Below are 22,031 nucleotides of genomic sequence, written 5' to 3'. Positions count from 1 at the left end.
GACACTGTTGCTTCACGCATCACGACCCTCCTGCCACGGAACGACCGTGGCCGCTGAGTCCAAAGGAGGTGGGTTCCACATGCGTCACTACGAGGTGATGGTCATCCTCGACCCCGATCTCGAGGAGCGCGCAGTCTCCCCGCTGATCGAGAACTTCCTCTCCGTCGTCCGTGAGGGCAACGGAAAGGTTGAGAAGGTCGACACCTGGGGCCGTCGTCGTCTCTCTTACGAGATCAAGAAGAAGCCTGAGGGCATCTACTCGGTCATCGACCTGCAGGCCGAGCCTGCGGTCGTCAAGGAGCTCGACCGACAGATGAACCTGAACGAGTCGGTCCTCCGGACCAAGGTCCTCCGTCCCGAGACCCACTGAGCATCTAGCTCAGCGGTCATCGGGTTCGAGTAGCAAGCAGCCAGAAGCAATCCCCGCCGAGAGGTTCACCCATGGCAGGCGAGACCGTCATCACGGTCGTCGGCAATCTCGTCGACGACCCCGAGCTGCGCTTCACCCCGTCCGGTGCGGCGGTCGCGAAGTTCCGTGTCGCGTCCACTCCCCGCATCTTCGACCGGCAGACCAATGAGTGGAAGGACGGCGAAGGCCTGTTCCTCACCTGCTCGGTCTGGCGTCAGGCGGCGGAGAACGTCGCGGAGTCGCTCCAGCGAGGCATGCGCGTCGTCGTGCAGGGCCGGCTGAAGCAGCGGTCCTACGAGGACCGTGAGGGCGTCAAGCGCACGGTCTACGAGCTGGACGTCGAGGAAGTCGGCCCCAGCCTGAAGAACGCCACGGCCAAGGTCACCAAGACCACGGGTCGAGGTGGCCAGGGCGGCGGCCAGGGTGGATACGGCGGCGGCCAGCAGGGCGGCGGCAACTGGGGCGGCGGTCCCGGTGGCGGTGGCCAGCAGGGCGGCGGCGGTGCTCCCGCCGACGACCCGTGGGCCACCAATGCTCCGTCCGGCGGCCAGCAGGGCGGGGGCCAGCAGGGCGGCGGGGGCGGCTGGGGCGGAAGCTCCGGCGGCTCCGGTGGGTCCGGCGGCGGCTACTCGGACGAGCCTCCCTTCTAGGGCTGCTCGTACCCCCACTTCTTGATCACACAGGAGAAACACAATGGCGAAGCCGCCTGTGCGCAAGCCTAAGAAGAAGGTCTGCGCGTTCTGCAAGGACAAGACCCAGTACGTGGACTACAAGGACACGAACATGCTGCGGAAGTTCATTTCCGACCGTGGCAAGATCCGTGCCCGCCGCGTCACCGGCAACTGCACGCAGCACCAGCGTGACGTCGCCACGGCAGTCAAGAACAGCCGTGAGATGGCGCTGCTGCCCTACACGTCCACCGCGCGATAAGGGAAGGGTGACCGAATCATGAAGATCATCCTCACCCACGAGGTCACTGGCCTCGGTGCCGCCGGCGACGTCGTGGACGTCAAGGACGGGTACGCCCGTAACTACCTGGTTCCGCGTGGCTTCGCCATTCGCTGGACCAAGGGTGGCGAGAAGGACGTGGCGCAGATCCGCCGCGCCCGCAAGATCCACGAGATCGCGACGATCGAGCAGGCCAATGAGATCAAGGCCAAGCTCGAGGCCGTGAAGGTCCGTCTGGCTGTTCGCTCCGGCGACGCCGGCCGCCTCTTCGGCTCCGTCACCCCGGCTGACATCGCCTCGGCGATCAAGTCTGCCGGTGGTCCGGACGTCGACAAGCGTCGCGTCGAGCTCGGCTCGCCGATCAAGACGCTGGGCGGACACCAGGTGTCCGTCCGTCTGCACCCCGAGGTTGCCGCGAAGCTCGGTATCGAGGTCGTTGCTGCCTAAGGGCACAGCACAGCAGAGTTAGGTGAAGGGCCGCACCCACGGGTGCGGCCCTTCGTCGTTTCACGTGAAACGACGAAGGTCCGGTCGCGGCTCCGCCAAGGAATTCACCGTGTGGCTCCGGTGACGACCCAACGTCCGGATCGGGTGCGCATCCACAAGGTCAGCAATCGGACGGTCATCATGAGCGTCATCGCCCCCCAGAGCGCGGTGAGACCTCCACCAAGGCTGGGGACGATGAGAGCGACCGGGGCAAAGACGGCCAGAGTCAGCACCATGGCCCAGGCGAGATAGCGGCCGTCTCCGGCTCCCATCAGCACTCCATCGAGCACGAAGACCACGCCGGAGATCGGCTGTGAAAGCGCTACGACCAGGAGCGCGGGCAGGAGAGTGTCCTGTACCGATGCGTCACTGGTGAACAGTGGGACGACGAGCGGCCTGGCGAGCAAAATCACTGCCCCCAGGACGGCCCCTGAGGCGAGCCCCCACTGAACCATTCGGCGGCATGCCTCTCGGGCTCCCTTGGGGTCGTTCGCACCCAGATAGCGACCGATGATGGCCTGCCCCGCGATGGCAATCGCGTCGAGCGCAAAGGCCATGAGGCTCCAGAGCGACAGGATGATCTGATGGGCGGCGATATCGGTGTCGCCGAGGCGGGCGGCGACGGCGGTGGCGATCATCAGAACTGCTCTCAGAGAGAGCGTGCGGATCAGCAGAGGTACGCCGGCTTGGGCGCAGGCCCGGATCCCCGCAGCGTCCGGGCGCAGTGAAGCCCCGTGCCGCCGGGCCCCACGAACCACGACGATCAGGTAAGCGAGCGCCATGCCCACCTGGGCGATGACGGTGCCCCACGCGGAGCCTGCGATGCCCAGCCCGGCGCCATAGACGAGTCCGGCATTAAGGGCTCCGTTGGCCGCGAATCCACCGATCGCGACGTAGAGCGGCGTCCGGGTGTCCTGAAGTCCGCGGAGCACTCCCGTTGCTGCGAGCACCACGAGCATCGCTGGAATACCGAGGCTGGAGATGCGCAGATATGTGGTCGCGTAAGGGGTCGCGGTGTCGGACGCCCCAAAGATGTCGACCAGCCACGGCGCCAGAGGCAGTGCGATGGCGACGACAGCGGCGCCGATCAGTAGAGCCAGCCAGATCCCGTCCATTCCCTGACGAATGGCGGAGACCAGATCTCCTGCTCCAACCTGGCGAGCGACCGCGGCTGTGGTGGCGTAGGCCAGGAAGACGAAAATGCTGACCGCGGTTGTCAGCAGGGCCGCCGCTACTGCCAGGCCGGCCAGTTGGGGCGTGCCGAGGTGACCGACGATGGCGCTGTCGACCATGACGAAGAGAGGCTCGGCGACCAGCGCGCCGAAGGCCGGCACGGCGAGAGCGATGATCTCGCGGTCGTGTCGGCGACGAGAGGGTGGCTGATCCGTTGGGACCTGGGTCATGGGGGCCAATCTAATCTTCCACAGGTAAGAGACGCAATCGGCCTGGGAGTCTTACTCTGGCGGCGTTTGCGGGTTCGGCGGCAGAGTGATTCCGATGATCTTGGCCGTAGGGTAAAAGTTTTTCTCCCCCACAGTCGGTGGATTGAGAAAGTGCAGGTCAGGTGCATCTTTCGTCGAGCCCTATGAGTTTGTCCACAGTGCTGTCCCCCGGTCCGTGCACAGGATCCGAGGGGTTCTCCACAGCATCTGGTCCGTCGTCCACATGCCCTGTGGATAACCAGATTGGCTGACGGTGCGGACCGGCCTACCGTGGAGCGGCGCCCGCACTCCGTTCCGGCTCGGAAGACCGCAGAACTTGACGCGCCGGAACCGGAGTCGGGCGTCTTGTTTGTCGGTGCCGTGCCGTAAGAAAGAGTGGCACGGCTAGGTCCGCGAAGCGGACGGGAGGAGGTGGCCCGGTGAGCATTCCCGAGCCTTTGGACGACCCCTGGGCCGATGTCGGTCCCAGCGACCGTCTGCCCGTTTCCCGTCAGCGCCGCGGAGAGGGCAAGGGACGCGAAGAGCAGCACGAGCGTGGCCGGGAAAGCGGCTGGGACGGTGGCTCGTCCGGCTTCGAGCGGGTGCCTCCGCAGGATCTCGACGCGGAGCAATCGGTGCTCGGCGGCATGCTGCTCTCCAAGGACGCCATCGCCGACGTCGTGGAGATCATCAAGGGCCACGACTTCTATCGTCCCGCCCACGAGACCGTGTTCACGGCGATCCTCGACCTCTACGCCAAGGGGGAGCCGGCCGACCCGATCACGGTGGCGGCCGAGCTGGTCAAGCGTGGCGAGATCACCAAGGTGGGTGGAGCGCCGTATCTGCACACCCTGGTCCAGTCGGTGCCGACCGCGGCCAACGCGTCGTACTACGCGGAGATCGTCCACGAGCGGGCGGTGCTCCGGCGCCTCGTCGAGGCCGGTACGAAGATCACGCAGATGGGATACGCGGCCGACGGCGATGTCGACGAGATCGTCAACTCGGCGCAGGCCGAGATCTACGCCGTCACGGAGCAGCGCACCAGCGAGGATTACCTGCCGCTCGGCGACATCATGGAGGGGGCTCTCGACGAGATCGAGGCCATCGGCTCCCGCAGCGGCGAGATGACCGGTGTACCGACCGGGTTCACCGACCTCGACGCCCTGACGAACGGCCTGCATCCGGGCCAGATGATCGTCATCGCGGCCCGCCCTGCCATGGGTAAGTCCACGCTGGCCCTGGACTTCGCCCGCGCCTGCTCCATCAAGGGCAATCTGCCCAGCGTGATCTTCTCCCTGGAAATGGGGCGGAACGAGATCGCGATGCGCCTCCTGTCGGCCGAGGCCCGTGTAGCCCTCCACCACATGCGTTCCGGCACCATGACCGATGAGGACTGGACGAGACTGGCCAGGCGGATGCCGGATGTGTCAGCTGCTCCGCTCTACATCGATGACTCGCCGAACCTGTCCATGATGGAGATCCGGGCGAAGTGCCGCCGCCTCAAGCAGCGCAACGAGCTCAAGCTCGTGGTCATCGACTACCTGCAGCTGATGCAGTCCGGCGGAGCCAAGCGGGCCGAGAGCCGTCAGCAGGAGGTATCGGACATGTCACGAAACCTCAAGCTCCTCGCCAAGGAGCTGGAGCTGCCGGTCATCGCGCTCTCCCAGCTGAACCGTGGGCCCGAACAGCGCACGGACAAGAAGCCGATGGTCTCCGACCTGCGTGAATCCGGCTCCATCGAGCAGGACGCCGACATGGTCATCCTGCTGCACCGCGAGGACGCGTACGAGAAGGAGTCACCTCGTGCGGGTGAGGCGGACCTGATCGTGGCCAAGCACCGCAACGGCCCGACGGCGACGATCACTGTGGCGTTCCAAGGCCACTACTCCCGCTTCGTCGACATGGCTCAGACCTGAGGGACCGTCCTGTAGGATCTCAGATTTCGCTGCACAGTCTCACGCTCCGCTTCATATCGGCTGTACTTATGAAGCGGTCGTGAGACGAGCAGGCCGCCGCGAGCATCCGCGAGGCACGGGCGCAGGGCTGGAATCCGACGAGCCCGGGTGTCCCCTTCATGCTCGACCAATCAGCGGCATTCATTCCCATGCCGTGAGGCTGCAACAAGAGGTAGAGCGGAATGAATGAGCTGCCGCAGATGCTCCATACCTGGTTTGCCGAGAACGAGGAGCAGCTGCGATCACGTGGGGTCTCGGGTGACATCCAACGATCACCTGATGACGGTCGCCCCAAGACCAGCGCATGGATGACGGTGGAGACTGACGGCCATGTCGCCATGCTCATCGTCTGGGACAGCGGCGAAGCCGAGCTGGAGTGCGGTGACTTGGCCAGTAGCCAGATCCGGCAAGAACATCGCGATCTCCGCACCCCGGACCAACTCCTCGACGCCATCGAGGCCCTTCTCGAATGGGCCCAGGCGAAGAGCGGATGACGGGCATCCCGCAGCCTGTTCCCTCTGACCGCCAAAGCCAGTCGCGAGGAAATGCCACGCGACTTGAGACACAAGCGCGTGGACATGGCCTGAGACGGTCATGGACCCGCTGGGCAGCGGGGTGCCATATGGTACGGGCGGCGAGATCCTACACGTCCCCGTACACACTGCGCACGGTGAAGGGTGCAGGTCACGCCGCGGGCCACCGGAGGGGAATACGGTCGTCAGACGATGGTCGCGCAGGTCATCCTTGGGCATGACCTCTTCCGAAGTCCTGCTCCCCAGCACACGGCGTGCCCTGCTCCATCGTGTCGCCACCGCGCAGTCCGAGGGCCGGGCCCCCTCCCTTGTCGCCGCGGTGCGACGGGACGGGCAGATCGCCTGGAGTGGGGCGCGCAGTTGCGTGGACGGCCATGAACCCGATGGCGAGACGCAGTTCAGGATCGGCTCCATCACCAAGACCTTCACCGCCGTACTGGTGATGCGCCTGCGCGACGAAGGTCTGCTGGATCTGGACGATCCCGTCGAGAAGTACCTGCCGGGCACGGACGCAGGGCAGGTGACCGTCTTTCAGCTGCTCGGTCACAGCGGGGGCTTGGGGGCGGAGACACCCGCCCCCTGGTGGGAGAGGACGCCGGGCACCACGCGGCCGCAACTGGCGGATGTGCTCGGCGAAAAACCTCTGATCCATCCGTCCGGTCACGGACATCACTACTCGAACCCGGGTTACACGCTGCTCGGCTCGCTGGTCGAAGCCCTGCGTGGCGACTCCTGGGCCGACGTGCTGCGTCGCGAGATCCTGGAACCCCTGGGGATGGACCGTACGACCCCGCACGCCCAGGCCCCGCACGCCGGGGGCTGGGCGGTTCATCCTTGGGCCGACGTCATGTTGCCCGAGCCGGCTGAGGACCTCGGACTGATGGCGCCGGCCGGTCAACTCTGGTCGACCACCAACGATCTTCTGCGCTTCGCGGCCTTTCTCGCGCAGGGGGATGAACGGGTGTTGTGCGCGTCCTCAGTCGCGGAGATGCGCGTCCCCGCCGCCCCGTCCGAGGCGGGTGACTGGGCCGGTACGTACGGCCTCGGCCTGCAGGCTCTGCTGCGTGCGAACCGTACGCTTCACGGGCACTCCGGATCGCTCCCCGGCTTTCTGGCGACGCTGTTGTTCAGTGTCGAGGACGATGTAGCGGCCGTCGTGCTTTCGAATGCCACCTCCGGCCCGCTGACCGGCACGGTCGCCGCAGACCTCATCCAGATCGTCGCCGACGCGGAGCCGAGGATGCCGGAACCCTGGCGACCGCTGCCCGAGGTCGACGGAGAGCTGCTGGCGTTGACCGGGCCCTGGTACTGGGGAACGCAGGTTCACGCCCTGAAGCTGCTCGCGGACGGGGGTCTCGAGTTCCAGCCGTTGCGAGGCATCGGTCGCGCGGCACGGTTCCGAGCACGCCCCGATGGCACGTGGGTGGGCCTCAACGGCTACTACGCGGGGGAGACGCTCCGAGTCGTGCGCGAAGACGACGGCACGATCGACCATCTCGATCTGGGATCCTTCGTCTTCACCCGGGAGCCGTACGACCGGAGCGCGGCCATCCCCGGTGGTGTGGATGCGGACGGCTGGAGGGGGCTCGCACCCTGAAGGGCGCGACGACCAGCGCGGTGAAGGGTTCGGACCGGCGTTTCACGTGAAACCTGAGTCGCCGCCCCGGCCCCGGAGTCGCCGCCCCGGCCCCGAATCCCGCGAAGCGACAGGCTGGCCAGCCCGCGAGGGCGTGAAGAATCACGCACTCAATTCACGTTCCAGCGGTGTGCGGAACCGGGGAGTGATCCGGGCGTCGCCGATCCATGCCGACATCCGTGCCGCCTCTGTCGCGATGAGTTGTGAAGCTTCCCTGCCTACGTCGGACAATAGGCGCCACACCGGCTCGCCGCCGGCGCCCTGGGCCCAGCCGCCCACGATCTGGCCGTTGAACCAGACCGTGGGGCCGACGTTGCCTGCGCGGTCGAAGAGGGCGGAACGGTGATCCGGGGGCAGCTGGAAACCGCGGTCGGCCCAGCCCATCGCGCTGGGGTCGAGACCGGGCAGCAGAGCCGCCCAGGGCTCCAGGGAAGGCTCGTCGGCGAGATCATCCGGGAGGACCCAGCCGACAGCGCCACTGTCGAGCAGTGCTTTCTCGGGGGCGAGCGCCGCCAAGGCGTTGCGTGTCTCACGGATGCCCCAGCCGGTCCACCATTTCAGATCACCTTCGGTCGCGGGACCGTAGGCGTGGAGCCAGCGGCGGGCCACTTCCACCCGGGCCTGGACAGGGTCCGAGGCGGGCCAGGGTTCGGAGACCGTCCAGCGGAACTGGCTGGAGGTCCATGAGCCACGTGGACGGTCTCTCCGGATCCGTCCATCGGCGGCCAGTACGCGGATCACCCGGGAGGCAACGCCTTGCACGGTCTCCTGCTTCTTCCCCGGGAACACCGTGATTTTGGTACGCAGCGCCGGCACGGCGGCCGAAAGCTCGCTTCCCGTCGCGCGGCCGCGTGAGGCCAGAACGGCGAGTGTCTGTCGCTCAACCTCGGCGAGCCACCGTTCGTCCAGTCCGTTCCCGTCCTCCCGTAGATGCGTGAGGAGTCTCTGGCGCTCCTTCGCCGCCACGAGCCGTGCGTTCGAGGCGTCGACGACAGGTGCGACCGCCCTGGACATCGTGAACAACGTGTTCCGCATGGAGAGGAGTCGCACCAGTGAGACGTCCTCATAGAGCGCCTGTTCCACCGCGCCGACGCCGGGGGCGGTGAGCCGTGCGCAGGCGGAGAGGTAGACCGTGGCGGCATCGGTCGCGTGCAGCGCGACGACTGCGTCAGCCACCGCGACGACGGAGGAGGCCCTGGCGGAGGGGGCGAGCAGATGCCGTCGGCCGATCCTGATCCTGCGCTGCTCGTCATCGATGCGGTACATGTGATACCTCCCGGGGCGCGGACCTGCTCGGAACTCTCCGGCTCAGAGGGCGAGTTTGAACCCCACATGGCTGGCGGTGAAGCCGAGTCGCTCGTAGAAGCGGTGGGCGTCGACACGGGTGGTGTCCGACGTCAGCTGCACCAACTGGCAACCCTGACGCCGGGATTCGTCGACCGCCCACTGGATCAGCTGGGTGCCGAGCCCACTGCCCCGCTCCTCAGCATGGACGCGGACACCTTCGATGACGGAGCGCGTCGCACCGCGTCGGGACAGTCCCGGAATGACGGTGAGCTGAAGGGTCCCCACGACATGACCCTCGCGTACAGCCACGACCAGATGCTGATTCGGGTCGTCGCACATCCGGCGGAACGCGGATCGATAGGGGGTCAGATCGTTCGGTGACTCGCGCTGCGCGCCCAGCGGGTCGTCGGCCAGCATGGCCACGACAGCGGAGATGTCGGCGAGTGCTGCGGGACGTATGTCGAGATCGCTCATGATCGGCAGACTACGCACACCCGCTGGTTCAAGCGGGGATCTTCAGCGCCTCGACGGTCCGGACCAGGGGGGCGAGCTCGGGGTTCTCGGCAGCTTCGTCGAGAGCGGCGCGGAGTGCGATGTCGTTGGTCGGCCTGGCCTCGTTCAGCAGCGTGAGGCCCGCTTCCGTGACGTCCGTGTAGATGCCCCGCCGGTCGGTGTCGCACAGGTACCGGGTGAGCAGCCCGCGGTCCTCGAGCCGGGTGACCAGTCGGGTGGTGGCGCTCTGGCTGAGCACCACGGCATCCGCCACCTGCTTCATCTGCAGGTGCCCGCCCGTGCCGCTGTGCTGGCGGCTCAGGACGTCGAGCAGGGAGAACTCCCGCGCGCTGAGGCTGTGGCGGGACTGGAGGGCCCGCTCGATGCGGGCTTCGATCTTCCCGTGGAGCAGGGAGAGGGCGCACCAGCTCTGCGCGAGGGATGTCAGTGCGGGATCTGTCGCTGTCACGGTCTCTCCTCCGTACGGGAGCTGCTTGCCTCCAGGATAGGGCACGGGCGCAATAGCCCGCGCTTGCAATTAGCAAGCGGCTGCAATTATTGTGGACGCCTGTAAGGGGCAGACACAATCTTTAGGAAGGTGGCATCCATGCCGCTCGCGCTCCTCGCCCTCGCCATAGGGGCATTCGGTATCGGCACCACCGAGTTCGTGATCATGGGGTTGCTCCCCGACGTCGCGGCTGACTTCCAGGTCTCGATCCCGACCGCAGGCTTCCTCGTCACCGGCTATGCCCTGGGCGTGGTCCTCGGCGCTCCCCTGATGACCGTCCTGGGTACCCGCGTGACCAGGAAGCGCATGCTGATGCTGCTGATGGGGCTCTTCATCGTGGGGAACGTGGTGTCCGCACTCGCCCCCGTCTTCGGCGTGATGCTCGCCGGCCGGGTCGTCGCCTCACTCGCCCACGGAGCCTTCTTCGGTATCGGATCGGTCGTCGCCGCGGACCTGGTCGCTCCGGAGAAGAAGGCCGGTGCCATCGCCATGATGTTCACCGGGCTGACCGTCGCCAACGTCGTCGGGGTCCCCCTGGGGACCTTCATCGGTCAGAATCTCGGCTGGCGCGTGACGTTCTTCGTCGTGGCGGGACTCGGAGTCCTGGGGCTTCTCGGTGTGGCGAAGCTCGTGCCGGAACAGCCGAAGCCCCAGGGCGTGCGGCTCAGCCACGAGCTGGCCGCATTCCGCAACGTCCAGGTGCTGCTCGCCATGGCGATGACGGTGCTGGGCTTCGGTGGCGTCTTCGCGGCGATCACCTACATCACGCCGATGATGACGGACACCGCGGGCTTCGCCTCGTCATCCGTCACCTGGCTGCTGGTCCTCTTCGGCCTGGGCATGGTCGGCGGGAATCTGCTCGGCGGCAAGTTCGCCGACCGCCATCTGATGCCGATGCTGTACGTGTCGCTCGGTGCGCTCGCCACGGTGCTGGCCCTGTTCACCCTGACCGCGCACAACAAGATCGCCGCGGCCGTGACCATCGTGCTCATCGGGGCGCTCGGCTTCGCGACCGTGCCACCGCTGCAGAAGCGTGTCCTCGACCAGGCGGCCGGCGCGCCCACCCTGGCCTCGGCCGTCAACATCGGGGCCTTCAACCTCGGGAACGCGCTGTCGGCGTGGCTCGGCGGCATCGTGATCGCGGCCGGGTTCGGATACACCGCGCCCAACTGGGTCGGTGCCGCACTCGCGGCGTCAGCGCTGCTCCTGGCGGTGCTTTCAGGTTCGATCGAGCGCCGGACGGTCGCTGGTGGCCTGGTCGCGGCACCCGCCCCCGGGCCTGCCGCAGATGCCGGCCCCGGCGAGTCGGTGCCCACGTCTCCAGTGCCGATATCGCGGTGATGACGGGGGCACGTGGCCGTGGCCACCGAGGTGCGCGACCAGATGGATGTCCGTCGCGCACCCCGCGCCGCGGCCTCGTCGCCGGCTCACAGACATCGCTGCACGGGCCACGAGGACGCTTAGGCGCACAGGCCGCTGAGCGGTTTCACGTGAAACACGCTGCCAAGCGTGCATCGGGCAGTCAGCCGTCAGGAGTACCCACGACCAATGGCCTGGGCGTACCGGGACAGCCAGGCCTATCCGCCTAACACGTCGTCCAGGAACCCGTCCTCAGCCCAGATCGGGCGCATGCATCGCCCGTACGCCCTCGATGTTGCCGTCCAGGTAGTGCCGCAACGACAGGGGTACGAGGTGTACGGCGGCGATTCCGACGCGGCTGAAGGGCACACGGACGATCTCGTACTCGCCGCAGGGCTCGTCGATCTCAGGCCCGTGCCGACGCGACAGATCCATCGATGCCAGTCGGCAGACGAAGAAGTGCTGCACCTTCACGCCTTTGACGCCGCCGCCGGCGATGTGCTCGACGGTGTCGACGAAGCAGGGCACCACATCGACCACCTTGGCGCCGAGTTCCTCGTCGACCTCCCGGTGCAGCGCCTCGACGACGGTGGCGTCCTCCGGCTCCACACCACCACCTGGCGTCAGCCAGTACGGGTCGACACCGGGCTTGGTGCGCTTGATCAGGATGAGGTCATCGCCGTCGAGCAGTACGGCGCGAGCGGTGCGCTTGACCACGGGTCGTTCGGTCATGGCAAGAGAGTGGCCCAGGAAACCCGATCTGAAACTCCTGTCGGCCCACCGGTCACCAGTCCACGGCAGCACGCACCAGCCACTCGTGCGCCCGCGCGATGTGAGGGAGACCGAGTGTGCCGGTCCTCGCTATGAGGAAATACGTGCGCAGTGGCGGCACCGGAGGTTCGAGCAGCGCCACGACATCACCCCTCTCCAGCGCGTCCTCGCAGAGATAGCGGGGCAGCACCGCGAGGCCTGCACCCGCTGCCGCGCACTCCAGAACCGCACGGAGGTCCGGTGCGATCACCGCGGCGGCAGCGGCCGGACGGCTGTCGAAGACGGTCGCCCAGTAGCGAGAGACAAGGGGGAGGCTCTCGTGCACCTCGACCACCGGTAGCTGTTCCAGGCGCACGGACCCCGTGTGCCGCAGCGCTCCAGGCCCCAGGTGTCCTGCCCAGCGCGGCGCTGCGACCAGAACGTGCTCCTCGTCGCAGAGAGTGGTCGATGTCATCAGACCACCCCGCGGACGGGCGGTGGTGATGGCCAGATCATGGTGTCCGGCTGCCAGCCCTTCCAGTGTGTCCCCCGCGTTCGCGACATAGGTGCTGCGCAGCGCGAGCCCCTGGGAGATCAGTGGCGTGAGGGCCGGGAGCGCTCGGACGGAGGTGAACTCCGGTGGACCGGCCAGGTGCAGTGTTCTCGTTCCCGACTCCTCGTCGAGTCCGGCCTCGACGATGTCGACCAGCGCGTCCAGGTGAGGGGCGGCCCGGTGGGCGAGTTCGTCGCCGACGGTGGTCGGGGTGACCCCGCGTGCCCTGCGCAGGAAGAGCGGGCGGCCCAGCTGCCGTTCCAGGGCGCGTATCTGCGAGGTGACGGCGGGCTGTGACAAGCCGAGCAGGGCGGCGGCCCGGGTGAATGATCCGGCCCTGTGCACCGTCACGAACGTCCGTAGCAGGGACAGGTCCACGGCTCGCCCTCTTCGGCTCGGCTGACGCTGCGTCGGCCCGCACCGTCCCTCTTGACCGACTCAACTATAAATATGTCGATAGGTTGCTGTCGTTACTGTGATTGGACACTGACGCACAGTCAATTAGCCTTGCCCAGACGGTTCTCGGCGCAGGAACCGGGGCGGTCCGAGCCACGAGGGGGGAGGCTCGGACCGCTCGTCCCGAGCGGGGCCGGTCCGGTGGAGAGGGACGCCTGTCCCGGACCGGCCCTGCCAGGACCACACGCGGACGCTTCAGCGCACCGACGTGTCCAGCGCCCGCTCCACGTCCGCCAGCAGGTCCTCGGGGTCCTCGGCGCCTACCGAGAACCGGACGAAGCCGGCCGGTACCGCGTCACCGCCCCAGCGTGCCCGCCGCTCGGCGGTGGAGCGTACGCCGCCGAAGCTCGTCGCGTCGTCGACCAGCCGCAGTGCGGCCAGGAAGCGTTCGGCGGTCTGCTCGTCCGCCAGCTCGAAGGAGACCACCGAGCCGAAGCGCCGCATCTGTCGTACAGCGATCGGGTACGAGGGGTCGGTGGGCAGCCCCGGGTAGCGGAGCCCCGTCACGTCGGCACGCCGGGCCAGGGCCTCGGCGAGCGCCAGAGCCGTGGTGCACTGGCGGTCGATCCGCAGTTGCAGGGTGGCCAGGGAGCGGTGTGCGAGCCAGGCCTCCATAGGACCGGGAATGGCGCCGACCACCTTGCGCCAGCGGCGTACCCCTGCCGAGAGCCGCGGGTCCCGGCAGCTCACATGACCGAGCAGGAGGTCACCGTGCCCGGTCAGGCCCTTGGTGTCGCTGGCCACCGAGAAGTCGGCGCCCAGCTCGAGGGGGCGCTGGCCGAGCGAGGTGGCCAGGGTGTTGTCGACCGCGACCAGGACGCCCACGGCGTGCGCGGCCTCGACGAGCCTGCGGACATCACAGACGTCGAGCCCGGGGTTGGAAGGAGTCTCGATCCACAGCAGCTTGGCGCCCTCCAGGAGCGACAGCTGGGCGTCGCCACCGGTCGGCGCCGTGCGTACCTCGACGCCGTACGCCTCCAGCTGCTCGCGCACGAGGGGGAGCGCCTGGTACCCGTCGTCCGGCAGGACGACGACGTCGCCGGTGCGCGCCTGGGACAGCAGCACGGCTGAGACGGCCGCCATGCCTGAGGCGAAGACCGTCGTCTCCACATCCTCCCCCGGTGCCTCCAGCTCGCCGATGGCCCGTTCCAGGTGGGTCCAGGTCGGATTCGTCTCCCGGCCGTAGGTGTAAGGGCCGACGGGCTCGCCGGACAGGTGGAAGTGCGCGGCGAAGACCGGACCGGGGAGAGTGGGCTCGTACTGTTCCGGTTCGGGCAGGCCCGCCCGTACAGCCCGTGTTCCGTCACCCATGGTGCTCATTTCCTACCTCGTCTCTCCCCGGTGTTCACCGGTCCGCTCCGCACTGTGTCATCAGGGGGTGGTTCAGTCCTCGTCGGGGAGCATCACGTTGAGCGCCCAGGAAGCGACCGAGATGATCAGGCCGCCCAGGACCGCGGTCCAGAAGCCGTCGACGTGGAAGTCCAGACTGACGACGCCGGCGAGCCAGGAGGTCAGCATCAGCATCAGGGCGTTGACCACGAGCGTGATCAGTCCGAGTGTCAGGATGAACAAGGGCAGGGTGAGCAGCTTCACGACCGGCTTGACGAGGAAGTTCACCAAGCCGAAGAGCAGCGCCACCAGTATCAGCGTGAGGATCTTGCGCCCGGTGTTGTCCCCGGTCAGCGTGATGTCCTGGAGCAGCCAGATGGCCACGGCCAGCGCACCCGCGTTGGCGATCGTCTTGACTACGAAATTCTTCATGTGTCTGATCGTGGCAGACATGATCGGTGGCGGGCACCGGCCGGGTGTACGAGCACAGGCGCGAGGGGCGGACGGACGATGAAGGCATTCAGACTGGACGAGCTGGAGGCGGAACGCGCCGCCAACGACGGGGCCTATCTGCAGTTCGTCCGGGAACGCAACATGTCCGTCGGCCTCTACGCCCTGGACGCCGGCGCGCTCGACCCCCAACAGCCGCACCAGCAGGACGAGGTGTACTTCGTCGTCAGCGGCAGGGCCTCGATCACGGTCGGCACCGAGACCACCCAGGTGGGACGGGGGAGCGTCGTGTACGTGCCCGCCGGGGTCGCCCACAAGTTCCACCACATCACCGAGGATCTCCGGGTGATGGTGATCTTCTCCCCGCCGGAGGGCTGAGCGTCGGTCTCCCATGATCTCCGCCGGTACCGGGAGCCCGGAGTCCCGACGTTCCCTAGGGGATCACTCAGGGGACTTCAAGGGCTCCCGGGCCCCCGACGGCCACCCCCTCGCCTCTAGCATCGGAGCAGGAACTCACAGAGACGAGGTAGCGGTGATGGCGGTGCGGGAGATTTTCGCGGGGATGCCCTGGTGGGTGAAGTGGATCGCGGTGCCCCTCATCGTGATCGTCGTGTTCGGAGGCCTGATCGCCAGCGTGGTCGGCTTCGTCATCGGGCTGCTGTTCAAGGTCCTGGTGCTCGTCGTCCTCGTGGGTGGCCTGATCTTTGTCGTCCGGAAGTTCACGTCCTCGTCCGGGGGCGGCGGCTGGTAGGAGTACGGCGCGGACACGTGGTCACAGCGTGTACGCGGAGCGGGTGACAGGTCACGTATTCGGCGATTAGCCCAGCTGAGCTAAGTCAAGGACGAAACCTCACTCGTGACTGAACGTGCGGATACAGTGACGTATCGCTGCCGCCAGCTGGGAAATGACGGTCTGTCACCATCCTGCCCAGTGGTTTGTGCGACCGTCCGGTCTCCGGACCCCAGGCTCGCGGCGGGCCCGTGGGGGCGGCCCCCGCGGGAGGGCTGACGGCCCGTCACCATGCCCGGGGGTGACCTGTGACCACGGCATCGAGTACCGCTGTCCCGACGTTGATCGGTTCGGTTCAGCGGGCGTTGAGACTTATGGAGGCCGTGGGTACCCATCGGGACGGGGCGCCGGCGAAGCAGCTCGCCCGTGAGGCCGGGCTCCCCCTCCCCACGGCCTACCACCTTCTGCGGACCCTGACCCACGAGGGATATCTCCGCAGGGAGAACGGCGTCTTCCTGTTCGGTGCCGCGGCCGAGCGGTTGGGTGGAGGTCCCGCCACTCCGCGCCCCGGAGTGATCGTCGACTCGCTCGCGCACTGGGCGCACGCCATCGGCGCCCCTGTGTACTGCGCCCTGTACAAGGACGGCGAGATCGAGATGGTCGCCGTTGCCGACGCTCCTGCCGCCCCCGCGGTGCGCGAATGGGCCTCGTTCCGCGAGACGGGCCACGCCCACGCCCTCGGGCAGTGTCTTCTCGGGCAGCTCGACGAGCGTGCGCGCGAGGATCATCTGGACCGGCACCCCGTCCGGCCGCTGACGCGGTACTCCGTTAGGGACCGTCAGGCGCTGCTGAACCGGCTGAGATCGATGAAACGTACCGAACCTGTCGTCGAACGGCAGGAGTACGCCATGGGGACGGTCTGTGCGGCCATTCCGATCACTGTCGGTTCCGCCGTCGCGGCCATGGCTGTTTCTCTTCCTCTGCACCAGGAAGAACGGTTGCTCCCCGCAGTCGAACAACTACGCTGCGAAGTGACCGACCTCTTGCGCTCGTTCGTGTTCTCTATCAGTATCTGAAAAATCACTCCTTGTGATCTGCTATCGCGTGCACCACGATGGCGTCAATAGGGCCATGGGGGATCATTCCTGGCCAGTTTCATCTACTGCGGGGTTGAACGATGCGCGAGTCGGTTCAAGCAGAGGTCATGATGAGCTTCCTCGTCTCAGAGGAGCTCTCCTTCCGTATTCCGGTGGAGCTCCGGTACGAGGTCAGCGATCCGTATGCGATCCGGATGACCTTCCACCTGCCCGGTGACGCCCCCGTCACGTGGGCCTTCGGCCGTGAGCTGCTGCTCGACGGCCTCAACAGCCCCAGTGGTGACGGCGATGTGCACATCGGCCCGATCGAGCCCGAAGGGCTGTCGGATGTACACATCCGCCTTCAGGTCGGCGCGGACCGAGCGCTCTTCAGGGCCGGCACGGCACCTCTTGTGGCCTTTCTCGATCGGACGGACAAGCTGGTCCCACTCGGGCAGGAGCACACGCTGGGTGACTTCGACGGCAATCTGGAAGAGGCGCTGGGCCGCATCCTCGCCAAGGAACAGAACGCCGGCTGAACACGAGGATCCGGCTGAACACCGAGTGCCGGCGACCCGGGTCCATACGTCCGGTGTCCCGGCTCATGCCTTGCGGCGTCGTCCCCTCCCGGTCCGTGCGGGTGCGGGAGCTCCGGCTTCCACGCCGAGCCCCGTGCGGTCCGCGGAGACCACCAGGGCCGCGAGCACCGTCGTCACCGGCACCGAGGCGACCAGCCCGATCGATCCGACCAGCGTCCGTACGATCTCCTCCGCGACCAGTTCGCTGTTCGCGACGGTGCCCACGCTGCTCTGCGCGATCGAGAAGAGCAGCAGCAGCGGAAGGGCCGCGCCCGCATAGGCGAGCACGAGCGTGTTGACGACCGAGGCGATGTGGTCGCGCCCGATCCGGATGCCCGCGCGGTAGAGCCGGCGCACGCCCATCGTCGGGTCGGCCTGGTGCAGTTCCCAGACCGCTGACGTCTGGGTGACGGTCACGTCGTCCAGTACGCCGAGCGAGCCGATGATCACACCGGCCAGGAGCAGGCCACTCATGTCGATGTCCGGATACAGCCCGTGGATGAGGCCGGTGTTGTCATCGGTGTTCCCGGACAGGCTGGCCCACCCGATGAAGAGCGAACCCAGCAGCCCGATCAGCAGCAGCGAGATGAGCGTGCCGATGACGGCGACGGAGGTGCGGGCCGTCAGTCCGTGGCAGGTGTAGAGGGCGATCAGCATGATCGCACTGGAGCCGATCACCGCCACGACCAGTGGATTCGATCCCTGAAGGATCGCCGGCAGGATGAACAGGGTCAGCACGCCGAAGGAGACGGCGAGAGCGATCAGCGCCATCAGCCCGCGCAGCCTGCCCACGGCGACCACCGCGAGGGCGAACATCCCGGCGAGCAGCGCCATCGGGACCGTGCGGTCCACATCGGTGACCGAGTACTGCAGGTCCCGGGGCGCGTCGGGCGCGTACGCCACGACCACGCCCTGGCCCTCGCGCAGTTGCCGGGGAGCATCGGGCTGGACGACCTCGACGAACGTACGGCCCTTGTCCTTGCCGGTCGTCACTTCGACGGTGGCCTTCTTGCACTGTCCCGACTGCTCGTTGACGGCCTCCCGTCCCGACGGTGTCGAGGTGTCGCCGGTCGGCGGTACCTGCGAGGCGTTGACGTCGGCGCAGTCGACCGACACGACCTTCGTCACCCGCCCGTCCTGGGTCTGCCGGTCGAACCCGACGCCGGTGCGTTCATGGGCGGGAGCGCCGCCGGGCCAGAACGCCACGAGGCCGACCAGAACGGCGGTCGCGAAGGGAATCACCACCGCCGCGATGACCTTGCGCAGGTGCTTGGATACGGGCGCGGCCGGACCGTGGTTGTGGCTGTGGGCGTGCACATGGCTCTGTGTGCTGCCTGTCGCGTGGCCGGTGGATTCGGGGGCGCTTCCGGGGGACGTCACCCGGCGATCATCCCAAGAACCGGGGAGGCCCTCTGGCCAGCACGCCAGAAAGGGGGCTAGCGTGGAGCCACATCTGTACACGCGGGAGCTCGGAGCACCGGGCTGAGAGGGCGCTGACCTCCGTACATCCATACGGAACACGCTGCGTCGACCGCCGAACCTGTTACCGGGTAATGCCGGCGTAGGGAGTAGGTCTCATGACCACAGCGGACGCACGCACGCCTGCCTCGATACGGAATGCGCACAATGCGCGGATCCCGACGGACGACGTGAACCCGGCGGACAGCGCCGGCACGGAGAGCGACGAGGCTCGGAAGTCCATCGGCTGGCACAAGGGTTACGTCCAGGGCTCACGCCCGGATCTCCGGGTGCCGGTCCGTCAGGTGCACCTCACCAACGGCAGCGACGTGACGCTGTACGACACGTCAGGGCCGTACAGCGATCCCGCCGTCGACACCGATGTGCGCCGTGGGCTCGCCCCGCTACGGGAGAACTGGATCATCGGCCGCGGAGACACCGAGGAGTACGCGGGCCGGCCCGCGAGGCCTGAGGACGACGGGCTGAAGCACACCTCGCCGCGCGGGGGCCTGCGCAACCTCGACGCGGTCTTCCCCGGCCGGCCGAGGCAGCCACGCCGCAGCCGTGACGGCCGGCCCGTCACCCAGCTCGCGTACGCCCGCCGGGGCGATATCACCCCGGAGATGGAGTACGTCGCGATCAGGGAGAACGTCGAACCCGAGGTCGTGCGCGAGGAGATAGCCGCGGGCCGGGCGGTTCTGCCGGCCAACGTCAACCACCCCGAGATCGAGCCGATGATCATCGGTAAGCGATTTCTGGTGAAGGTCAACGCCAACATCGGCAACTCCGCGGTCACCTCCTCCATCGAGGAGGAGGTGGACAAGATGACCTGGGCCACCAAGTGGGGTGCCGACACGGTCATGGACCTCTCCACCGGCCGCAACATCCACACCACCCGCGAGTGGGTCCTGCGCAACTCCCCCGTGCCGATCGGTACCGTCCCCCTCTACCAGGCGCTCGAGAAGGTCGACGGCCGGGCCGAGGAGCTGACGTGGGAGATCTACAAGGACACGGTCGTCGAGCAGGCGGAGCAGGGCGTCGACTACATGACGGTGCACGCCGGCGTCCGGTTGCCGTACGTTCCGCTGACAGCACGCCGCAAGACCGGAATCGTCTCGCGCGGCGGGTCCATCATGGCGGCATGGTGCCTGGCGCATCACAAGGAGTCGTTCCTGTACGAGCACTTCGAGGAGCTCTGCGAGATCCTGGCGGCCTACGACGTGACGTACTCGCTCGGCGACGGCCTGCGTCCGGGCTCGATCGCGGACGCGAACGACGAGGCGCAGTTCGCCGAACTCCGCACGCTCGGTGAGCTCAACACCGTCGCCAAGCGGTTCGGCGTCCAGACGATGATCGAGGGCCCGGGGCATGTCCCGATGCACAAGATCAAGGAGAACATCGACCTCCAGCAGGAGATCTGCGAGGAGGCTCCGTTCTACACACTGGGCCCCCCTCACCACCGATGTGGCCCCCGCGTACGACCACATCACCTCGGGCATCGGCGCGGCGATGATCGCCTGGTGGGGGACGGCCATGCTCTGCTACGTCACGCCCAAGGAGCACCTGGGGCTGCCGAACCGTGACGACGTGAAGACAGGCGTCATCACGTACAAGATCGCCGCACACGCGGCGGATCTCGCCAAGGGGCACCCCGGGGCGCAGGAGTGGGACGACGCGCTCTCGGACGCCAGGTTCGAATTCCGCTGGGAGGACCAGTTCAATCTGGCCCTCGACCCCGACACCGCGCGGGAGTTCCACGACGAGACGCTGCCGGCCGAGCCGGCGAAGACGGCGCACTTCTGCTCGATGTGCGGGCCCAAGTTCTGCTCGATGAAGATCAGCAGGAGCATCACCGAGCAGTTCGCCCCCGAGCTGCTGTCCTCCGCCTCGGACGAGGAGATCGAGGCGGGGATGCTGGAGAAGTCCAAGGAGTTCGCAGCGAGCGGTAATCGCGTGTACCTGCCACTGGCGGACTGACCTCCGCGGGCCGGCGCTGCTCCGAAGGGACCACTGCCTCCGGAGCGGCGCCGTCCGGCGCCTCGGGTTGCGGGACCGGTGCGGTCCGGCAGCCCCGCAGGCGTGTGTCCTCTGCCCCCTTGGGCCTTCTTCGGAGGCGCTACTCGATAGCATCCGCTGGCCCGCATGTTGCAGAAAACCGGGGAGGGCTTGCTGGCATGGGCCAGAAATCGAGACTTTTGGCGATGCGCGGAATCGCCACCGCAGTCGGAATGCTGTTGTTCGCGACGACCGGAACGGGGGCCGCACAGGCGGCGGAGCGGGGAAATCCGTTGCGTGTGACGGCGCTCTCCGTCACGCCGGATTCAGTCGATGCCACGTCGGATGACGCGACGGTCGACATCAACTGGACCGTGGCGGACGTGAACGCGGCTGCGACCGACATGACCGGGCACGTCACGGTGCAGCAGGTGGCTGCCGACGGACGTCCGAAGGGGGCGCCGCACGACATCAGCTTCAGCTTTCAGCCGCGGTGGCCCTATGAGGCGGATCCGACCGGTGGCACGATCGCGAAGGCCGACTACAGCCACGCGTTCCGCGTGCCGCAGTACTCCGACGCACCCGATGCCCGCTGGGCCGTCGTCCGTTTCACCGCCGAGGACGACCAGGGGGGCAGGCTCACACTCGGGTGGAAGAAGCTCGCCCGATTCGGTGCGGACTTCGAGGCCCGGTCACTGGTCGACGCGACAGGCCCCGGCCACAACTCGTTGGCGCTCCACTACGACGAGCAGGACTACGGGTACAACGCCGAGACCTCCGTCACGAAGCGGTACAGGATCAACGTGACCGACGCGGAGTCGGGTTTCCACGAAGGGAAGATCACTCTCCGTGGATCGGGAGGGGGCACGGTCGTCACCGGATTCGGTCTCGTCACGGATCAGGACGGCTACCTCATGTGCGGGGAGTGGCCTGCTTTCGACACGAAGGACGTGAGCTGCACCGTTGACGTCACCATCCCCGTCGGCGCACCGGCAGGGACTTGGTCCGTCACCGAGGTCGAGCTCGTCGACGCCGTGGGCAACGTGAGCACCTCGGGCGGCCTGACCAAGGGGCCCGTGCACGTGACGCAGAACAGCACGCTCTCGGCCACGGACTTCTCGGTCAGTCCGGAGGAGTACAACAACTGGAACGGCATGGCCCCGCTGACGGTCACCATGCGCCCCGTCGGCGCCCGGGCGGGCATCGCGTCCGTCACCGTGCTGCTGAGTTGCGGGGGATCGGTCACGGCGGACCCGGTGGTCGCGGCCGACGGCACGGTCTCGGTCAAGGCCAGTGTGCCGCCCGTCCATACCCGGGAGTGCGGCGTCACCGGAATCGGCATCACCGACGGCGCCGGGAACGCGGCGGCCTACGGCGCGGCCTTCCACGGGCCGGTCCTGGATCTGGTCGCCCGGCAGATAGCGGCCGGTGAGCCCCCTGTGGTCAGCTCCGCCCGACTGGCGACGAACACCGTGACCACGGCGTCGCTGCCGACGCGTGTACGGCTCACTCTCGATGTGAAGTCGTTCGTCGGGATCGGTCAGTTCAGCCTCACGATCTAAGACGCCGACCGCGCCTCGGTCGGTGGGGAGTCGGGTGGGCTCCACTCGGTCCCGAGCGGG

22 protein-coding genes and 1 pseudogene are annotated in these 22,031 nt (G+C 67.5%); 14 read left to right on the top strand and 9 right to left on the bottom strand.

What is annotated here, in order from left to right; translation table 11 throughout:
- Positions 1–79 precede the first annotated feature (79 nt).
- The 4 genes from rpsF (at position 80) to rplI (ending at position 1,804) form a co-directional block, all read left to right on the top strand.
- Positions 80–370 carry a 30S ribosomal protein S6 gene (gene rpsF, locus LWJ43_RS16175; RefSeq protein WP_006604399.1) on the top strand — a complete coding sequence of 97 codons (291 nt, stop codon included), beginning with the start codon at positions 80–82 and terminating at the stop codon, positions 368–370.
- A 71-nt stretch (positions 371–441) separates the two neighbouring features.
- Positions 442–1,059: a single-stranded DNA-binding protein gene (locus tag LWJ43_RS16170; RefSeq protein WP_030123074.1), complete on the top strand. Its 618-nt coding sequence runs from the start codon at positions 442–444 to the stop codon at positions 1,057–1,059.
- Positions 1,060–1,102: 43 nt separating this feature from the next.
- Positions 1,103–1,339 carry a 30S ribosomal protein S18 gene (rpsR, locus tag LWJ43_RS16165; RefSeq protein WP_003967857.1) on the top strand — a complete coding sequence of 79 codons (237 nt, stop codon included), beginning with the start codon at positions 1,103–1,105 and terminating at the stop codon, positions 1,337–1,339.
- Between the two features lie 18 nt (positions 1,340–1,357).
- Positions 1,358–1,804 carry a 50S ribosomal protein L9 gene (gene rplI, locus LWJ43_RS16160; RefSeq protein WP_014155197.1) on the top strand — a complete coding sequence of 149 codons (447 nt, stop codon included), beginning with the start codon at positions 1,358–1,360 and terminating at the stop codon, positions 1,802–1,804.
- 104 nt (positions 1,805–1,908) lie between these two features.
- On the opposite strand, the gene LWJ43_RS16155 is transcribed toward rplI, so the two are convergent.
- Positions 1,909–3,246 carry an MATE family efflux transporter gene (locus LWJ43_RS16155; RefSeq protein WP_277332943.1) on the bottom strand — a complete coding sequence of 446 codons (1,338 nt, stop codon included), beginning with the start codon at positions 3,244–3,246 and terminating at the stop codon, positions 1,909–1,911.
- Positions 3,247–3,722: 476 nt separating this feature from the next.
- Here LWJ43_RS16155 and dnaB point away from each other — a divergent pair, with 476 nt between their 5' ends.
- From dnaB to LWJ43_RS16140, 3 genes are all read left to right on the top strand, one after another.
- Positions 3,723–5,180 (top strand): replicative DNA helicase, encoded by a 1,458-nt coding sequence (gene dnaB, locus LWJ43_RS16150; RefSeq protein WP_277335902.1) that lies wholly within the window; start codon positions 3,723–3,725, stop codon positions 5,178–5,180.
- A gap of 221 nt (positions 5,181–5,401) precedes the next feature.
- Complete coding sequence (locus LWJ43_RS16145; protein WP_277332942.1) at positions 5,402–5,713, top strand: immunity protein TriTu family protein; 312 nt, start codon at positions 5,402–5,404, stop codon at positions 5,711–5,713.
- Positions 5,714–5,969: 256 nt separating this feature from the next.
- On the top strand, positions 5,970–7,349 hold the full coding sequence (locus tag LWJ43_RS16140; RefSeq protein WP_277332941.1) for a serine hydrolase domain-containing protein: 1,380 nt from the start codon (positions 5,970–5,972) through the stop codon (positions 7,347–7,349).
- A gap of 141 nt (positions 7,350–7,490) precedes the next feature.
- Here the strand turns inward: LWJ43_RS16140 and LWJ43_RS16135 are convergent, their stop codons facing one another.
- The 3 genes from LWJ43_RS16135 to LWJ43_RS16125 are packed head-to-tail and all read right to left on the bottom strand — an operon-like array spanning position 7,491 to position 9,636.
- On the bottom strand, positions 7,491–8,654 hold the full coding sequence (locus tag LWJ43_RS16135; RefSeq protein ID WP_277332940.1) for a winged helix DNA-binding domain-containing protein: 1,164 nt from the start codon (positions 8,652–8,654) through the stop codon (positions 7,491–7,493).
- A gap of 42 nt (positions 8,655–8,696) precedes the next feature.
- Positions 8,697–9,149 (bottom strand): GNAT family N-acetyltransferase, encoded by a 453-nt coding sequence (locus tag LWJ43_RS16130; RefSeq protein WP_277332939.1) that lies wholly within the window; start codon positions 9,147–9,149, stop codon positions 8,697–8,699.
- Between the two features lie 28 nt (positions 9,150–9,177).
- A complete protein-coding gene (locus LWJ43_RS16125; RefSeq protein ID WP_277332938.1) occupies positions 9,178–9,636 on the bottom strand; it encodes a MarR family winged helix-turn-helix transcriptional regulator in 459 nt (152 codons plus the stop codon).
- 138 nt (positions 9,637–9,774) lie between these two features.
- Here LWJ43_RS16125 and LWJ43_RS16120 point away from each other — a divergent pair, with 138 nt between their 5' ends.
- Positions 9,775–11,016 (top strand): MFS transporter, encoded by a 1,242-nt coding sequence (locus LWJ43_RS16120; protein WP_277332937.1) that lies wholly within the window; start codon positions 9,775–9,777, stop codon positions 11,014–11,016.
- Between the two features lie 270 nt (positions 11,017–11,286).
- Here the strand turns inward: LWJ43_RS16120 and LWJ43_RS16115 are convergent, their stop codons facing one another.
- The 4 genes from LWJ43_RS16115 to LWJ43_RS16100 all read right to left on the bottom strand — a co-directional run bounded on the left by LWJ43_RS16115 (position 11,287) and on the right by LWJ43_RS16100 (position 14,554).
- Positions 11,287–11,766 carry an NUDIX domain-containing protein gene (locus LWJ43_RS16115; protein ID WP_277332936.1) on the bottom strand — a complete coding sequence of 160 codons (480 nt, stop codon included), beginning with the start codon at positions 11,764–11,766 and terminating at the stop codon, positions 11,287–11,289.
- A gap of 52 nt (positions 11,767–11,818) precedes the next feature.
- Entirely contained in the window at positions 11,819–12,715 is an 897-nt protein-coding gene (locus LWJ43_RS16110; protein WP_277332935.1) for a LysR family transcriptional regulator, read from the bottom strand.
- Between the two features lie 273 nt (positions 12,716–12,988).
- Positions 12,989–14,113: a cystathionine gamma-lyase gene (locus LWJ43_RS16105; RefSeq protein ID WP_277332934.1), complete on the bottom strand. Its 1,125-nt coding sequence runs from the start codon at positions 14,111–14,113 to the stop codon at positions 12,989–12,991.
- Between the two features lie 63 nt (positions 14,114–14,176).
- Complete coding sequence (locus LWJ43_RS16100) at positions 14,177–14,554, bottom strand: phage holin family protein (protein WP_277332933.1); 378 nt, start codon at positions 14,552–14,554, stop codon at positions 14,177–14,179.
- A 78-nt stretch (positions 14,555–14,632) separates the two neighbouring features.
- Here LWJ43_RS16100 and LWJ43_RS16095 point away from each other — a divergent pair, with 78 nt between their 5' ends.
- From LWJ43_RS16095 to LWJ43_RS16080, 4 genes are all read left to right on the top strand, one after another.
- Positions 14,633–14,950 carry a cupin domain-containing protein gene (locus LWJ43_RS16095; RefSeq protein ID WP_277332932.1) on the top strand — a complete coding sequence of 106 codons (318 nt, stop codon included), beginning with the start codon at positions 14,633–14,635 and terminating at the stop codon, positions 14,948–14,950.
- A 157-nt stretch (positions 14,951–15,107) separates the two neighbouring features.
- Positions 15,108–15,323, top strand: coding sequence for a DUF5326 family protein (locus LWJ43_RS16090; protein ID WP_277332931.1), 216 nt, complete (start codon positions 15,108–15,110; stop codon positions 15,321–15,323).
- Between the two features lie 287 nt (positions 15,324–15,610).
- Positions 15,611–16,378, top strand: coding sequence for an IclR family transcriptional regulator (locus LWJ43_RS16085; protein ID WP_277332930.1), 768 nt, complete (start codon positions 15,611–15,613; stop codon positions 16,376–16,378).
- 101 nt (positions 16,379–16,479) lie between these two features.
- Positions 16,480–16,917, top strand: a complete 438-nt coding sequence (locus LWJ43_RS16080) for an SsgA family sporulation/cell division regulator (RefSeq protein ID WP_030123081.1) — start codon at positions 16,480–16,482, stop codon at positions 16,915–16,917.
- A 63-nt stretch (positions 16,918–16,980) separates the two neighbouring features.
- Here the strand turns inward: LWJ43_RS16080 and LWJ43_RS16075 are convergent, their stop codons facing one another.
- A complete protein-coding gene (locus LWJ43_RS16075) occupies positions 16,981–18,336 on the bottom strand; it encodes a YibE/F family protein (RefSeq protein ID WP_277332929.1) in 1,356 nt (451 codons plus the stop codon).
- 197 nt (positions 18,337–18,533) lie between these two features.
- Here LWJ43_RS16075 and thiC point away from each other — a divergent pair.
- Positions 18,534–20,391, top strand: a pseudogene (thiC, locus tag LWJ43_RS16070) (phosphomethylpyrimidine synthase ThiC).
- Between the two features lie 224 nt (positions 20,392–20,615).
- Positions 20,616–21,971 (top strand): hypothetical protein, encoded by a 1,356-nt coding sequence (locus LWJ43_RS16065; protein WP_277332928.1) that lies wholly within the window; start codon positions 20,616–20,618, stop codon positions 21,969–21,971.
- Positions 21,972–22,031 lie beyond the last annotated feature (60 nt).

It is taken from the genome of Streptomyces sp. JH34, from assembly GCF_029428875.1.
In the GTDB taxonomy this organism is placed as follows: Bacteria; Actinomycetota; Actinomycetes; order Streptomycetales; family Streptomycetaceae; genus Streptomyces.
Note: the sequence above shows the minus strand (reverse complement) of the source record. Positions and strands in the feature narration are given on the sequence as shown.